This window comes from Pectobacterium brasiliense, assembly GCF_013449685.1.
GTDB lineage: Bacteria > Pseudomonadota > Gammaproteobacteria > Enterobacterales > Enterobacteriaceae > Pectobacterium > Pectobacterium brasiliense_A.
The window spans coordinates 125,714-140,500 of sequence record NZ_JACDSF010000017.1 but is presented as its reverse complement, the minus strand read 5'-3'; the positions used below and the strand labels follow the sequence as shown (position 1 = coordinate 140,500).

At 52.4% G+C, this 14,787-nt stretch carries 15 protein-coding genes; 9 read left to right on the top strand and 6 right to left on the bottom strand.

Going from position 1 to position 14,787, the window contains the following annotated elements; all coding sequences use genetic code 11:
- Positions 1-99: 99 nt before the first annotated feature.
- Genes H0248_RS08395 through hisP form a run of 3 tightly spaced genes read left to right on the top strand, consistent with a single transcriptional unit; the run spans position 100 to position 2,288 of the window.
- The gene (locus H0248_RS08395; RefSeq protein WP_180785533.1) at positions 100-789 is read left to right on the top strand and encodes a histidine ABC transporter permease HisQ; all 690 of its coding nucleotides are present in this window, start codon (positions 100-102) and stop codon (positions 787-789) included.
- Positions 782-1,498, top strand: a complete 717-nt coding sequence (locus H0248_RS08390) for an ABC transporter permease (RefSeq protein WP_014916041.1) — start codon at positions 782-784, stop codon at positions 1,496-1,498. The genes H0248_RS08395 and H0248_RS08390 overlap by 8 nt, the downstream gene beginning before the upstream one ends.
- A 16-nt stretch (positions 1,499-1,514) precedes the next feature.
- The gene (hisP, locus tag H0248_RS08385; RefSeq protein ID WP_010278951.1) at positions 1,515-2,288 is read left to right on the top strand and encodes a histidine ABC transporter ATP-binding protein HisP; all 774 of its coding nucleotides are present in this window, start codon (positions 1,515-1,517) and stop codon (positions 2,286-2,288) included.
- A 178-nt stretch (positions 2,289-2,466) separates the two neighbouring features.
- Here hisP and H0248_RS08380 read toward each other — a convergent pair whose 3' ends face one another.
- The 3 genes from H0248_RS08380 to yfcG all read right to left on the bottom strand — a co-directional run bounded on the left by H0248_RS08380 (position 2,467) and on the right by yfcG (position 4,515).
- A complete protein-coding gene (locus H0248_RS08380) occupies positions 2,467-3,372 on the bottom strand; it encodes a TIGR01777 family oxidoreductase (protein WP_180785531.1) in 906 nt (301 codons plus the stop codon).
- A gap of 19 nt (positions 3,373-3,391) precedes the next feature.
- On the bottom strand, positions 3,392-3,763 hold the full coding sequence (folX, locus tag H0248_RS08375) for a dihydroneopterin triphosphate 2'-epimerase (RefSeq protein WP_010278945.1): 372 nt from the start codon (positions 3,761-3,763) through the stop codon (positions 3,392-3,394).
- Positions 3,764-3,888: 125 nt separating this feature from the next.
- Positions 3,889-4,515 (bottom strand): GSH-dependent disulfide bond oxidoreductase, encoded by a 627-nt coding sequence (yfcG, locus tag H0248_RS08370; protein ID WP_039503743.1) that lies wholly within the window; start codon positions 4,513-4,515, stop codon positions 3,889-3,891.
- A 262-nt stretch (positions 4,516-4,777) separates the two neighbouring features.
- On the opposite strand from yfcG, the gene yfcE reads away from it, so the two are divergent.
- Entirely contained in the window at positions 4,778-5,329 is a 552-nt protein-coding gene (gene yfcE, locus H0248_RS08365) for a phosphodiesterase (RefSeq protein ID WP_180785529.1), read from the top strand.
- A gap of 123 nt (positions 5,330-5,452) precedes the next feature.
- On the top strand, positions 5,453-6,121 hold the full coding sequence (gene yfcD, locus H0248_RS08360) for an NUDIX hydrolase YfcD (RefSeq protein WP_180785527.1): 669 nt from the start codon (positions 5,453-5,455) through the stop codon (positions 6,119-6,121).
- 107 nt (positions 6,122-6,228) lie between these two features.
- On the opposite strand, the gene pta is transcribed toward yfcD, so the two are convergent.
- The gene (gene pta, locus H0248_RS08355; RefSeq protein ID WP_180785525.1) at positions 6,229-8,367 is read right to left on the bottom strand and encodes a phosphate acetyltransferase; all 2,139 of its coding nucleotides are present in this window, start codon (positions 8,365-8,367) and stop codon (positions 6,229-6,231) included.
- Between the two features lie 79 nt (positions 8,368-8,446).
- Complete coding sequence (ackA, locus tag H0248_RS08350; protein ID WP_116166183.1) at positions 8,447-9,649, bottom strand: acetate kinase; 1,203 nt, start codon at positions 9,647-9,649, stop codon at positions 8,447-8,449.
- A gap of 458 nt (positions 9,650-10,107) precedes the next feature.
- Between ackA and yfbV the strand changes: the two genes are divergently transcribed.
- The 4 genes from yfbV to H0248_RS08330 all read left to right on the top strand — a co-directional run bounded on the left by yfbV (position 10,108) and on the right by H0248_RS08330 (position 14,055).
- The gene (gene yfbV, locus H0248_RS08345; protein WP_116162631.1) at positions 10,108-10,563 is read left to right on the top strand and encodes a terminus macrodomain insulation protein YfbV; all 456 of its coding nucleotides are present in this window, start codon (positions 10,108-10,110) and stop codon (positions 10,561-10,563) included.
- A gap of 165 nt (positions 10,564-10,728) precedes the next feature.
- On the top strand, positions 10,729-11,223 hold the full coding sequence (locus tag H0248_RS08340; protein ID WP_010295396.1) for a YfbU family protein: 495 nt from the start codon (positions 10,729-10,731) through the stop codon (positions 11,221-11,223).
- A gap of 21 nt (positions 11,224-11,244) precedes the next feature.
- Positions 11,245-11,901, top strand: a complete 657-nt coding sequence (locus H0248_RS08335; protein WP_102117720.1) for a sugar phosphatase — start codon at positions 11,245-11,247, stop codon at positions 11,899-11,901.
- 321 nt (positions 11,902-12,222) lie between these two features.
- Positions 12,223-14,055, top strand: a complete 1,833-nt coding sequence (locus tag H0248_RS08330; RefSeq protein ID WP_102117721.1) for an SLC13 family permease — start codon at positions 12,223-12,225, stop codon at positions 14,053-14,055.
- A 29-nt stretch (positions 14,056-14,084) separates the two neighbouring features.
- Here H0248_RS08330 and yfbR read toward each other — a convergent pair whose 3' ends face one another.
- Positions 14,085-14,684, bottom strand: a complete 600-nt coding sequence (gene yfbR, locus H0248_RS08325) for a 5'-deoxynucleotidase (RefSeq protein ID WP_116156196.1) — start codon at positions 14,682-14,684, stop codon at positions 14,085-14,087.
- Between the last annotated feature and the right edge of the window lie 103 nt (positions 14,685-14,787).

The window sequence follows — 14,787 nt, the reverse complement described above, 5'->3', positions numbered from 1 at the left end:
GGGATCGTAGGGCATGCGGCACGGGATCGTTCCTCCCGTGTCGTGTTCCTGACTGATGACGCAGCGTGCCATTAACCGCTATTTCAACGGATATCATTGATGCTCTATGGCTATTCCCCGCTAATTCTGGATGGTGCCATCATGACGCTGGAGCTGGCAGCAAGTTCGTTACTGCTGGCGTTGGCTATCGGCCTGATCGGCGCGTCGGCGAAACTGTCTTCCAACCGTCTGCTGGCGGGGTGCTTTTCCTGCTATACCACGCTGATTCGCGGCATTCCCGATCTGGTACTGATGCTGCTGATTTTCTATGGTCTGCAAATTGCCTTAAACGGCGTGACGGAATCGATCGGTCTGGATCAGATAGACATCGATCCGTTGACTGCCGGGATTATTACACTGGGCTTTATTTACGGCGCGTATTTCACGGAAACCTTTCGTGGTGCCTATCTTGCCGTGCCGCGCGGGCAAATCGAAGCTGCCGTTGCGTTCGGTTTCTCTCCGATGAAGGTGTTCCGCCGTATTCTGTTTCCTTCCATGATGCGTTTCGCACTGCCGGGCATCGGCAACAACTGGCAGGTTATCCTGAAAGCGACGGCGCTGGTGTCACTGCTTGGCCTGAACGATGTGATTAAGGCGACGCAATTGGCCGGTAAGGGCACACACGAACCGTTTTATTTTGCGCTGGTTGCTGGGGCGATGTACCTGATTTTTACCACCGTTTCTAACGGCGTGTTGTGGTGGCTGGAAAGGCACTATTCGCAGGGAGTCAAAAAAGTAAACTATGAGTGAGATCCTGCAACAATATTGGCAGCCGCTATTGTGGAGCGATGGTTACCGCCTGACCGGGCTGGCGATGACGCTCTGGCTGCTCATTTCTTCGGTGGTTATCGGCGGGCTGATGGCGCTGCCGCTGGCGATCGCCCGTGTGTCGCCGCGACGCCGGTTCAGCTTTCCGGTTTGGCTATTCACCTATGTGTTCCGCGGCACGCCGCTCTACGTACAGCTTCTGGTGTTCTATTCTGGCGTGTATAGCCTGGAGATTGTGCGCGGCACCGACATGCTGAATGCCTTTTTTCGCAGCGGGCTAAACTGCGCCATTTTGGCGCTGGCGCTGAATACCTGTGCGTACACGACAGAGATTTTCGCGGGAGCAATCCGCTCAGTACCTCATGGGGAAATTGAAGCGGCCAGAGCATACGGCTTCTCCCGCTTTAAGCAGTATCGCTGCATTATTTTGCCAAGTGCACTGCGTATTGCGCTGCCTGCCTACAGCAACGAAGTGATTCTGATGCTGCATTCAACGGCGTTGGCCTTTACCGTAACGGTGCCGGATATTCTGAAGATTGCCCGTGATATCAACGCGGCAACCTACCAGCCGTTTTATGCATTTGGCATCGCGGCGGTTATCTATCTGGCGATTTCGTTTGTGTTAATCGGGCTGTTCAGAAGGGCGGAACGGCGCTGGTTACGTCATCTTTATACCCGTTCATCTCATTAAACGCAGGAAAAAGAGCATGTCGAATAACAAACTGATGGTGACGGAACTGCGTAAACGCTATGGCCAGCATGAGGTACTGAAAGGGATCTCATTACAGGCGAAAGCGGGTGACGTTATTTCAATTATTGGATCGTCCGGTTCGGGGAAAAGTACCTTACTGCGCTGTATTAATTTTCTGGAAAAACCCTGTGAAGGGGCGATTTACGTCAGCGATCAGGAAATTCGCATGGTGCGTGATACTGACGGGCAGCTGAAAGTTTTTGATAAAAAGCAGCTTCAGATGCTGCGGACGCGTCTGACGATGGTGTTTCAGCACTTTAACCTGTGGAGCTTCATGACGGCGTTGGAAAACGTGATGGAAGCGCCGGTTCAGGTGTTAGGACTCAGTAAAGCGGAAGCGCGTGAACGTGCGGTGTTCTACCTGAACAAGGTCGGGATCACGGATGCGGCTCAACAGAAATATCCGTCAGATCTTTCCGGTGGCCAACAGCAGCGTGTTTCCATTGCACGGGCGCTGGCGATGGAGCCGGAAGTCTTGTTATTTGATGAACCTACGTCAGCGCTCGATCCCGAACTGGTCGGCGAGGTGTTGCGCATCATGCAGCAGCTTGCGGAGGAAGGAAAAACGATGGTGGTGGTGACGCATGAAATGGAGTTTGCCCGCCATGTCTCCAGCCACGTTATCTTCCTGCATCAGGGTGTGATCGAGGAAGAGGGCCCACCTGATCAGCTGTTCGGTAGCCCGAAAAGTGCACGTTTGCAGCAGTTTTTGTCAGGTGCGTTGAAGTAGGTTTTAGGGCTGATGGAGTGCGTTGAGCGATGATAATGGGTAGATCGTAAAGACGCTGTTAATACATCCCTGTACGCTCGAGCCGCGCCATCCTTGGCGCGGACGCTTTACTCTTCTATCTCATTATCATCGTTCCCGTTCTGCGAAAAGGCTACCAGCAACCTGAAATGGATAGTTATCAGTTCGGTTTCTTGATGATGTCCTGCATGGCTTCTTCCAGCTCAAGGAAGCGGAAATTAAAGCCTGCGGCCTCTAACCGCTGCGGCATGGCGCGCTGTCCGCCCAGTACCAGCGTCGAAGCTTCTCCCATCAGTAGTTTGATTGCAAAAGCGGGTGCTCGCAGAAAACCGGGTCGATCCAAGATGTGTGCCAGCGTGGCGGAAAATTGTTCATTATGAACTGGGTAGGGCGAAACCATATTGAAGGGGCCGCTCAGTATCGGCTGGTTCAGCAGATAAATAATGCCGTTCACCATATCATCAATGTGAATCCACGGCATATATTGCTTGCCGGAACCCATCGGCCCGCCAATCCCGAGGCGGAAAATTGGCAGCATTTTTGCCAGCGCGCCACCTTGTGCTGAAAGAACAATGCCAGTGCGCAGCAGGCAGACGCGGGTTTTATCGCTTTCGGCGGACTGGGCCAGCGCTTCCCAGCGGGCGCACAGATGATGGGTGAATTCATCGACCGGAGATTCATCTTCTGTGACCAGCGCCTCCCCCTGATCGCCATAATAGCCGACAGCGGAACCCGAGATAAAAACGGCCGGCGGCTCACTGCTGGCTTTTATCAGCGCGGCAAGTTGCTCGGTGATATTCCAGCGGCTCTTTGCCAGACGCTGCTTTTGCTGTGGTGTCCACCGTTTGTCGGCGATAGGTTCACCCGCCAGATTGATGACACCATCAAAGCCGTTCAGTGAGGTGATATTACTCAACGTGGACCAGTATTCCACCTGATTGCCGAGAACGCCTCGAGCGCGCTCCGGATCGCGTGTCAGTACCGTGATGTGATGGGAAAGCAGCTGTAATTGTTGGATAAGATGGCGACCAATAAGGCCGGTTCCGCCGGTTATAAGTAGTTGCATCGCACTCCTCTCCCTATCTTTATGCCTTGTGATAACGCAGGGTCATGGAAACCGAATCGGCGTATCGCAGGGCAAACGGTTTATCGACTTCTACTTCAGCATAGGTGATCCATTCGTGATCGCTGGCGATATTGAGCACATCCTGCGTTAATTTTTCCAGCAAAGCGAAGCGGTTATCTTCCACGTGGCGAATAATGCTCTTGGTGATGGTGCGGTAGTTCAGTGCATCAGCGATATTCTCGCTGTTGCGTGCCTGTTCTGCTGGGTAGTGAATCACAACGTTGATGATCACATCCTGCTTATTCGTGATTTCCTCATCTTTGATACCGATGAAGGTGCGCAGCCGCAGATTTTTTATACGAATAATGGCGTCAGAATAGTGATGTGGCATTGCTCGGCCCTCGGTTGCTTCTGTTACTGCGACTAAGCCGCAGCGTTACGGGGTATCGTTAACGACAATATGTTGATTACCATAGCAGAAGATACCCGAAGGCCGAATGAGATGATGCCAGAATTTTATTGCTCGGCGAGCTGGTAAGCCCGTTGCGTCGCCGGGCGTTCACTGATACGCGTATACCATGCCTTCACCGCTGGGTAGTCATCAAGATCGACGCGCTGGCGAGCATAAGAAACCACCCACGGGTAGGTCGCGATATCAGCGATGCTGTAATTTTCTCCTGCTAGCCAAGGGCTATCTTGAAGATGTTTATCCAACACGCGGTACAGGCGCTGCGTCTCCTGCTGATAGCGTTCAATCGCGTAAGGTACTGGCTGAGGCGCATAGTGGTTAAAATGATGATTCTGCCCCAGCATCGGTCCGAAACCAGCAACCTGCCAGAACAGCCATTGCAGTGTGGCGGTGCGCTCACGTAATGAGGTGCTCAGCAGCACACCGTGTTTTTCCGCCAGATAGAGCAGAATAGCGCCTGACTCAAACAGGCTAATCGGCGTGTCACCTTCCGCAGGCTGCGTATCAACAATTGCGGGAATTTTATTATTAGGCGAGATAGCCAGAAACTCCGGTCTGAACTGTTCACCTTTGCTGATATTCACGCGGTGGAGCTGGTAGGGGAGATTAGCTTCTTCCAGAAACAGGGTGATCTTGTGCCCGTTAGGGGTTGGTGCGTAATACAGGTCAATCATGAATCAAGTCTCCGTTTTAATTCAGAAAAACATCATGGACTGTATGGCAGTTAATCGCTTCAGAGAGCGACGCGCTGTCAGAATAACGAATTGAGGAACGGGCTCTTACCCTACCACTTCTGCGAGTGAAAAATAAGCGATGACGCACGCCATTGAGTGATCTTTACCGGAAGCACATTGCCAATTTTGGTAGACTAGGTCCGATAAAGGATGCGGGTGTTGTAGGTGTAGCATGGTTGATATAAACGTTGTGGAGATAACGATGAGGTTGATGTTTGCGTCAGATATACACGGTTCTCTTAGTGCGACGGATCGCGTGCTGGAGATCTTTGAGCAGAGTCATGCCGACTGGCTTATCTTGCTGGGTGATTTTCTCAATCATGGCCCGCGCAACCCGCTGCCGGAAACATATCAGCCTGCGGAAGTGGCTGCCCGACTGAACGCCTATGCATCACGCATCATTGCCGTGCGAGGGAACTGCGACAGCGAGGTGGATCAGATGCTGTTGACCTTTCCGATAATGGCACCCTGGCAACATGTGCTATTGCCGCAGAATCGCCTTTTCCTGACGCACGGTCATCTTTATCATCCAGAGAATATGCCGCCGCTACACGCGGGGGATGTATTGGTATATGGTCACACCCATATCCCAGTTGCTGAGCAACACGGTGAATATTATTTTTTCAATCCCGGCTCAGTGAGCTTGCCGAAAGGGGGATTCCCCGCGAGCTACGGCTTGCTTGAGCAGGACGCGCTACGGGTTCTGCCGTTACACGGCGGCGAACCTATTGCACAGGTCGCGATTAGGCACTAATTTAGCGTATACCCTGCTTTTGACCTTGAATAATGGCAAGGCAGTAGGGAATATTCACAGCAAAGTTCGATCATTTAAAACAGACGCGCGTAGCAACGTGCCAATACTAAAGGGTTTCAGAGGATGGCGGAACAAAGTCAGGCAGCAGGCACAGAGTGGGTTGATATCGTCAATGAAAACAACGAGGTAATTGCTCAGTCAAGTCGTCAGCAGATGCGTGCGCAGAGTCTTCGTCATCGTGCCACTTACATTGTTGTGCATGATGGAATGGGTAAAATTCTGGTGCAGCGTCGGACGAAAATCAAAGATTTCTATCCAGGCTTGCTGGACGCAACCGCCGGTGGCGTAGTGCAAAGCGGTGAGCAAATGCTGGAATCCGCACGTCGTGAAGCGGAAGAGGAACTTGGCATTGCGGGCGTGCCGTTTGCAGAACACGGCTTGTTTTATTACGAAGGCGATAAGTGCCGAGTGTGGGGCGGGTTGTTTAGCTGCGTCACCCACGGGCCGTTTGCGCTACAGGAGGAAGAGGTCGATGAGGTCAGTTGGCTGACGCCGCAAGAGATCACCGCCCGCTGCGATGAGTTTACGCCAGATTCGCTGAAAGCCCTGTCGCTGTGGCTGACGCGTTATAGCGATCAGGAATATGGTAAGCCGATTTCACGTAAGCTGAACGAGGCAGTCGAAGTTGCTGCAACACCTGCTGTTAATAATAAAAACAGTCATGATGGAAATGCTCATGATGAAAACGACAGCAATGTCGTTGCTCCATCGGCGACGGATTCGCAGCAATAATCCGCGTCCGCTTTGCCGTTACTTTCTTTCTGCGGCATCTTTCCTTGCTCTCCTTTCAAATAAAAATGCCAGCCCGAAGGCTGGCATTTACGTCATCATGAAGATGATTAGAGCTGTGTAGCCTGAATGGCGGTCAGGGCAACGGTGTAAACGATGTCGTCTACCAGCGCGCCGCGAGACAGGTCGTTAACCGGTTTGCGCATGCCTTGCAGCATTGGCCCGATGGAGATCAGGTCGGCAGAACGCTGTACCGCTTTGTACGTGGTGTTACCGGTGTTCAGGTCAGGGAAGATGAACACGGTAGCTTTACCCGCAACTGGCGAGTTCGGCGCTTTGGACTGTGCCACGTCAGCCATGATTGCGGCGTCGTATTGCAGCGGACCATCGATAACCAGATCAGGGCGTTTTTCCTGTGCCAGACGAGTCGCTTCACGCACTTTCTCAACATCGCTACCCGCACCGGAGTTACCGGTAGAGTAAGAGATCATCGCAACGCGTGGGTCGATACCGAAGGCGATAGCGGAATCAGCAGACTGGATAGCGATTTCAGCCAATTGCTCTGCCGTTGGATCTGGGTTGATGGCGCAGTCGCCGTAAACCAGAACCTGCTCAGGCAGCAGCATGAAGAACACAGACGACACCAGCGAGCTGCCCGGCGCGGTTTTGATCAACTGCAATGGCGGACGGATGGTGTTAGCGGTGGTGTGAACGGCACCAGAAACCAGACCATCAACTTCACCCTGTTCCAGCATCAGCGTACCCAGCACCACGTTGTCTTCGAGCTGCTCGCGCGCAACCACTTCGGTCATGCCCTTGCTCTTACGCAGCTCAACCAGACGCGCAACATAGCGCTCACGCACGACAATCGGATCGACGATTTCGATGCCTTTGCCCAGTTCTACGCCCTGAGCAGCAGCAACACGCTGGATTTCTTCTGGGTTACCGATCAGCACACAGTGAGCAATACCGCGTTCAGCACAGATAGATGCGGCTTTAACGGTACGTGGTTCATCACCTTCTGGCAGGACGATACGTTTGCCTGCTTTACGCGCCAGCTCGGTAAGCTGATAGCGGAATGCTGGTGGAGACAGACGACGTGAACGCTCAGATTCTGCGCTCAGTGAATCAATCCACTGGGTGTCGATGTGGCGTGCAACATATTCCTGCACTTTCTCAACACGTTGACGGTCATCAGGCGGTACTTCAAGGTTGAAGCTTTGCAGGCTGAGTGACGTCTGCCAGGTATTGGTGTCGACCATAAATACCGGCAGGCCAGTTTGGAAGGCACGTTCGCACAATTTGGCAATGCTTGGATCCATTTCATAGCCGCCAGTCAGCAGCAGGGCGCCGATTTCCACGCCATTCATGGCAGCCAGACAGGCAGCAACCAGAACATCAGGGCGGTCAGCGGACGTCACCAGCAGTGAGCCTGGACGGAAATGTTCCAACATGTGAGGGATGCTGCGTGCGCAGAAGGTGACAGACTTAACGCGGCGCGTCTGAATGTCACCTTCGTTGACGATACGCGCATTCAGGTGCTTCGCCATATCGATGGCACGCGTAGCAATCAGGTCAAAGCTCCACGGGATGCAGCCCAGAACCGGCAGCGGGCTGTTAGCAAACAGCTGCTTCGGATCGATGTTGGCGACGCTGGCTTTCGTGGAATCATCAAAAATTTCAGACAGATCAGGGCGAGTGCGTCCCTGTTCGTCTACTGGCGCATTCAGTTTGTTGATGATCACGCCAGTGATGTTCTTGTTTTTGCTGCCGCCGAAGCTGGAACGCGCCAGTTCGATACGGTCTTTCAACTGTGCTGGGGAATCGTTACCCAGCGCCAGTACGAAGACGATTTCTGCGTTCAACGTTTTGGCGATTTCATAGTTCAGTGCGTTAGCAAACTGATGCTTACGGGTAGGAACCAGACCTTCAACCAGAACGACTTCAGCGTCTTTGGTATTTTCGTGGTAGCGCGCGATGATCTCTTCCATCAGCACGTCTTGTTGGTTGGAGCTCAGCAGCGCTTCAACGCGGCTCATCGCCAGCGGCTCGGCTGCGCTGATGGCGGAATTAGCACGAATAATGGTAGTCGTTTGATCTGGCGTATTGTCGCCACTGCGCGGCTGGGCGATAGGTTTGAACACGCTCAGGCGAACGCCTTTCTGTTCCATGGAGCGGATGACACCCAGGCTGACGCTTGTCAGACCAACGCTGGTGCCAGTTGGGATCAACATGATTATACGGGACACGGCCGAACCTCTTTACGGTTGCTCGTTAGTCAAAAACAACACCGTCAGCCTTGGCTGACGGTGTTGGGAGTTACGTGTTTTACGCGGTCAGACGGTAAGCGTCTTCGGCGATGACCAACTCTTCATTGGTCGGGATAACCAGCGCCGCGCGGGTGCCATCTTTAGCGATGTTGCCACCTTTACCGAAGCGTGCGGCCAGGTTGCGCTCGTGGTCGACGTCAAAGCCCAGCAGACCCAGTTTTTTCAGCGTCAGTTCGCGCACCATCGCTGCGTTTTCACCGATACCACCGGTGAAAATCACTGCGTCCAGACGACCTTCCATCAGGGCAGTGTAAGAACCGATGTACTTAGCCAGACGGTGGCAGTAAACGTCCATTGCACGTTTAGCGTCTGCTTTCGTCTCGTAGTTATCTTCAACGTAGCGGCAGTCGCTGGTCACTTCAGTCAGGCCCAACAGACCAGATTCTTTGGTCAGCATTTTGTTGATAGCATCAACACTCATGCCCATTGAGTCATGCAGGTGGAAAATGATCGCCGGATCGATATCGCCACTACGCGTACCCATCACCAGACCTTCCAGCGGCGTCAGACCCATAGAGGTGTCAACGCATTGGCCGTTACGGATTGCAGTAACGGAACCGCCGTTGCCGAGATGGCAAGTGATGACGTTCAGCTCTTCTACAGGTTTGTTCAGCACTTTAGCGGCTTCACGAGAAACAAAGTAGTGGCTAGTACCGTGTGCGCCATAACGGCGGATGTGGTTTTCTTTATACAATTTGTACGGCAGTGCATAAAGGTAGGATTCTTCCGGCATGCTCTGGTGGAATGCGGTGTCGAAAACAGCGACGTTCTTATCAGCCAGGTGCGGGAAAGATTTCAGTGCTTCGTCGATACCGATCAGGTGAGCTGGGTTGTGCAGAGGTGCAAAAGGTACGGAATCTTTGATACCCTGAAGAACATCATCAGTGATGATCGCGGATTGGGTGAACTTCTCACCGCCGTGAACGATACGGTGACCAATAGCAACCAGTTGAGCTGACAACTCCGGTTTCTGAGACAGAATGGTATTGACGATGAAGTTCAGCGCTTCGCTGTGAGCTGCACCGGCACCCAGTTCGGCGTCGTGTTTACCGCCGTCCATTTTCCATTTGATGCGGGCTTCAGGCAGGTTGAAACATTCGGCTAAACCAGACAGGTACTCTTCTCCGTTAATCGCATCGATGATCGCGAATTTCAGTGATGAACTACCGCAGTTAAGAACCAGTACTAACTTACTCGACATGGAAGTACCTACTTGTTATACATGGTTAAAAAAATGTCATCAGGGCATATAGCGTATCGCATGCCGCCGCTGGCATTTATGATTAACATCATACCTTGGTGTGATACACCAGACACGATGATGAAATAGGGTCGATATGATGCCGTAGGTTATATCGGATAATCGATACAACAATTAATCGATATAACTAATCTCTACAACAACGTGACATCGACCTGATGTAAACCGCAGCTTTTAAAGCGATGGATAACCGCGTTATGGCCGTTGGCTGCGCTTATGTCGCGAAGGAATTATACTCCCTGCGTGTAGTCATACTACTTTAGGTATACAGCGGCCAAAAGGCCGATCTAGGATACCGATAGCGCAGGCTAAACACAAAATATATTTTAACCTTATCAACTTGAGTTGTTGATTTGTGCAAAAGTTTTATTTTTTATCTGTAAAGTTGAGGTGTGGCTATGGCGACGAAACCAGACAGTAGAATTAGTTGGCTACAGCTACTCCAATGTGGGCAGCATTACATGAAAACGTGGCCAGCAGATAAGCGGCTGGCGACCGTATTTCCTGAAAATCGCGTGGCGCGAGCGACGCGGTTCGGTATCCGCATTATGCCGCCGCTGGCGGTGTTTACCTTAACGTGGCAGATTGCGCTCGATGGGCAGCTCGGCCCAGCCATCGCCACCGCGCTGTTTGCCTGTAGCCTGCCGTTACAGGGGCTCTGGTGGCTGGGTCGCCGTTCTGTGACGCCTTTGCCGCCGACGCTGGCACAGTGGTTCCATGAGATTCGCCATAAGCTATTGGAGTCAGGACTGGCATTAGCACCCTTGGAAGAAGCGCCAACTTACCAAGCGTTGGCGGATGTGCTGAAACGTGCGTTTAACCAGCTTGATAAAACCTTCCTGGATGATTTGTGATCGGCGTCAGGCTGTGTGCGGGTTGATGGCTATTTTGTTCTTTCCCCTGTTTCAAATCAAAGAAGCGGTGGCTACCGCTACCGTGACACGATTCAGTATGCGATTCTGGGGTAAATACCTATTTAGCGATATTGGCTTACCCCAAAAAGGGTTCAGGAGAGCAACATGGAAATGACAAATGCCCAGAGATTGATCCTTTCAAATCAATATAAAATGATGACGATGCTCGATCCCGACAATGCTGAGCGCTATCGCCGGTTACAAACCATTATCGAGCGTGGTTATGGTTTGCAGATGCGCGAACTGGACCGTGAGTTTGGTGAGCTGACTGAAGAGGTTTGCCGCACCATTATTAACATCATGGAAATGCATCATGCCTTGCAGGTGTCGTGGACCAATCTGAAAGATAAGCAGGATTTGGATGAGCGTCGCCTGACCTTCCTAGGCTTTGATGCCGCAACGGAAGCGCGTTACCTCGGCTTTGTACGCTTTATGGTACATGTCGAAGGTCGCTATCCCCACTTTGATGCAGGTACGCATGGGTTTAACGCTCAGACAAAAATGTGGGAAAAATACAACAGAATGCTGGCTGTCTGGCAATCCTGCCCGCGCCAGTATCACTTAAGTGCGGTTGAGATCGCACAGATCATCAACGCCTGATTAATGACAAAGGGGCTTTCTGTGGAGTGTAAAGGTTTTCTGTTCGACCTCGATGGTACGCTGGTTGATTCACTGCCTGCCGTAGAACGTGCGTGGATTAACTGGGCAAAAAATCACGATATTGAACCACAGGAAGTGCTAGATTTTATTCATGGCAAGCAGGCAATCACCTCCCTGCGTCACTTTCTTCAGGGACAGAGCGAAGAAACGATTCAACAAGAGTTTGATGCACTGGAGAAAACAGAAGCCTCTGATACGCAGGGCATTGTTGCCATGCCAGGGGCGAAGGTGCTGTTGGAACGTTTGGATGCACTGGAGATTCCCTGGGCGATTGTGACATCCGGCACGGTGCCGATTGCTAGCGCCCGTCATCATCATGGAGAACTGCCCGCTCCTCGTGCCTTTATTACCGCGGAGCAGGTTGCCAAAGGTAAACCTCACCCTGATGCCTATTTACTTGGCGCACAGCAGCTAGGGCTGAAGCCGGAAGAGTGTGTCGTCGTTGAGGATGCACCAGCGGGTGTGTTATCTGGCCTAGCTGCTGGCTGCAAGGTCATTGCGGTGAAGGCACCTGCGGATACGCCGAAACTGGATCAGGTCGATCTGATCCTTGATTCGTTGGAGCAGATAGAAATAGAACCATTACCGAACGGCGTTGAGGTGCTTCTGCGCCAGTAGGTGGTCTGTAACATCATGACAAAATTGTAAATAAATATGATCAGACCTCGCATCCGCGAGGTTTTTTTATGGCAGACTATACCCGTCATACTTCAAGCTGCATGTGCGTTGGCTTTTCTTACTCACCCCAGTCACTTACTTGTGTAAGCTCCTGGGGATTCGTGCGATTGCCGCCTTCCTGCAACTCGAATTATTTAGGGGATACCAACGTCTGCCACCCTTTGGGCCACCGCTGCGCGGTGTTGAAAAATGCGCCTGCATTTTTTATGGCATGCTGAACCACCACCTCTCAATATGCATTTTTCTGTCAGGGGAACCGTTTTGAATAGCGAACTTCTCTGGGTTTTATCCCTGTTGCTGATCGCCATTGTGTTGTTTACCACCAATAAATTACGCATGGACGTCGTCGCGCTGTTGGTCATTATTGCGTTTGTACTGAGTGGCACACTGACGCTATCTGAAGCGTTGTTGGGGTTCAGCGATCCTAACGTGATATTGATTGCTGCCCTGTTTGTGATTGGTGAAGGGTTGGTTCGTACTGGCGTGGCTTATCAAGTCGGTGATTGGCTGGTTCGGGTGGCGGGCAGCAGTGAGATGAAGATGTTGATCTTACTGATGGTTACCGTTGCGTTGCTAGGGGCTTTTATGAGCTCCACCGGCGTTGTCGCGATTTTTATTCCCGTGGTACTGAGTGTTTCCTCTCGGATGAAAATTTCCCCCGGAAGGCTGATGATGCCGCTGAGTTTTGCCGGATTGATTAGCGGCATGATGACGTTGGTCGCAACGCCGCCGAATATGGTGGTGAGCAGTGAGCTGATGCGTGACGGTGTTGCGGGCTTTGGTTTTTTCAGCGTGACGCCGATAGGGATGGTGGTATTGCTGCTGGGCGTGGCGTATATGATGGTGGCGCGTTACTGGCTTGGCAATGCCGAGACGGCAACAGCAAAAGAGATGTGGAAGAGAAGAACGTTTCGCGATCTGATTCGTGATTACCGGCTGACGGGCAGGGCACGTCGGCTGGCGATTCGCCCAGGATCGCCTTTTATCGGCCATCGTCTTGATGATTTACGCCTGCGTCAGCGCTTCGGGGCGAACGTGGTGGGAATTGAGCGCTGGCGTAAATTTCGCCGTGTGATGATCAGCGTGGCGGGCAATACCGAACTTCGCCTGAATGATGTCTTACTGATCGACATGTCGGCCTCTGAGGTGGACTTACGCGAATTTTTCACCACGCAGCGCCTTGAACCGATGGTGCTGCGCGGTGAGTATTTTTCTGAGCAGGCGCGTGATGTGGGAATGGCGGAAGTCTCGTTGATCCCTGATTCCGAATTGTTGGGGAAAACGCTGTACGACGTCGGGTTTCGAAGCCGCTATGGCCTAAGTGTCGTGGGGATTCGCCGGTCAGGTGAAGCAATGGACGGTATCCTTGCCGATGAACGGCTCCAACTCGGTGATATTCTGCTGGTGATGGGTGACTGGCGCATGATTCGACAACTGCACACGCAGAAAAACGATTTCCTTTTGCTTAATCTCCCTGCCGAAGTGGATGATGTTGCGCCTGCGGTGAGTCAGGCACCCCATGCGCTGTTTTGTCTGGCACTGATGGTGGCGATGATGCTGACGGATGAAATACCGAATGCGATTGCCGCGCTGATTGCTTGTTTGCTGATGGGGAAATTCCGCTGCATCGACATGGAAAGTGCTTATCGAGCCATTCATTGGCCGAGTATTATTCTTATCGTCGGGATGATGCCGTTTGCGCTGGCGTTGCAGCAAACGGGTGGTGTCGCACTCATTGTTAACGGGTTGATGGATGTTGCCGGGAACGCTGGGCCGCATGTGATGCTGGTGTGCTTGTTCATACTGTGTGCCGTGATCGGCCTGTTTATTTCCAACACGGCGACGGCGGTGCTGATGGCACCGATTGCGATTGCCGCAGCGAAACAGATGGGGGTGTCGCCTTATCCCTTTGCGATGATCATCGCAATTGCAGCTTCTGCCGCCTTTATGACCCCGGTGTCGTCACCAGTGAATACGTTGGTTCTGGGGCCGGGCGGCTATAAATTCGGGGACTTTGTGCGCATTGGCGTCCCTTTTACCGTGCTGGTGATGTTAGTCAGCGTGGTGATGGTGCCGTGGCTGTATCCATTCTGACGGTGTTTTTCCGTTATAGCGGACGCCCGCTATAGCGGCGAATCCTGGCTGATTTCGTCGAGCGACAGGCTGAAACTGGGAACGAACACCGTCATGAAATAGTCCATTTCCGGGCTGTGGCGCAACTGCAATGTTTTTTCTAACCGCGCTTTGGCAAGCGTGAATTCTGCGTTGCCTGCCGATAATTCTTCCAGACATTTCAGGTAGGCGCACAGGGCGTCTGCCTGTTTAACGATGAGGCGTTCTTCTTCGCTGGTGTAGTTATCATCCAGCAGCATGCGATAATCCTGCTGCAACTCTTCCGGCAACATCTCAATCAGTTTCTGCTGTGCAATCTTCTCTATCTTCTTGTACTCATGTGCGATCTGCGCGTTGTAGTACTTGATGGGCGTCGGCATGTCACCGGTCAGCACCTCGCTGGCATCATGGTACATCGCCAGCAGCGCGATGCGTTCTGCGTTCAGGTTACCGTCGAACTTGCGGTTTTTGATGACCGCCAGTGCATGCGCGACGAAGGCGACCTGAAGACTGTGCTCGGAGACGTTTTCCGTGCGCACGTTGCGCATGAGCGGCCAACGGCTGATGAGTTTTAGACGAGATAAATGGGCGAAAAAGTGGCTCTGATTCATGGCGATCTCTCAGACAACAGCACGGTGAAATAACGATATCGTGGGCGTCTATTGTGGGCACTTGCTGGGGGTTATGCAAACGAAGGTCAGGTTTTCGCCGGGC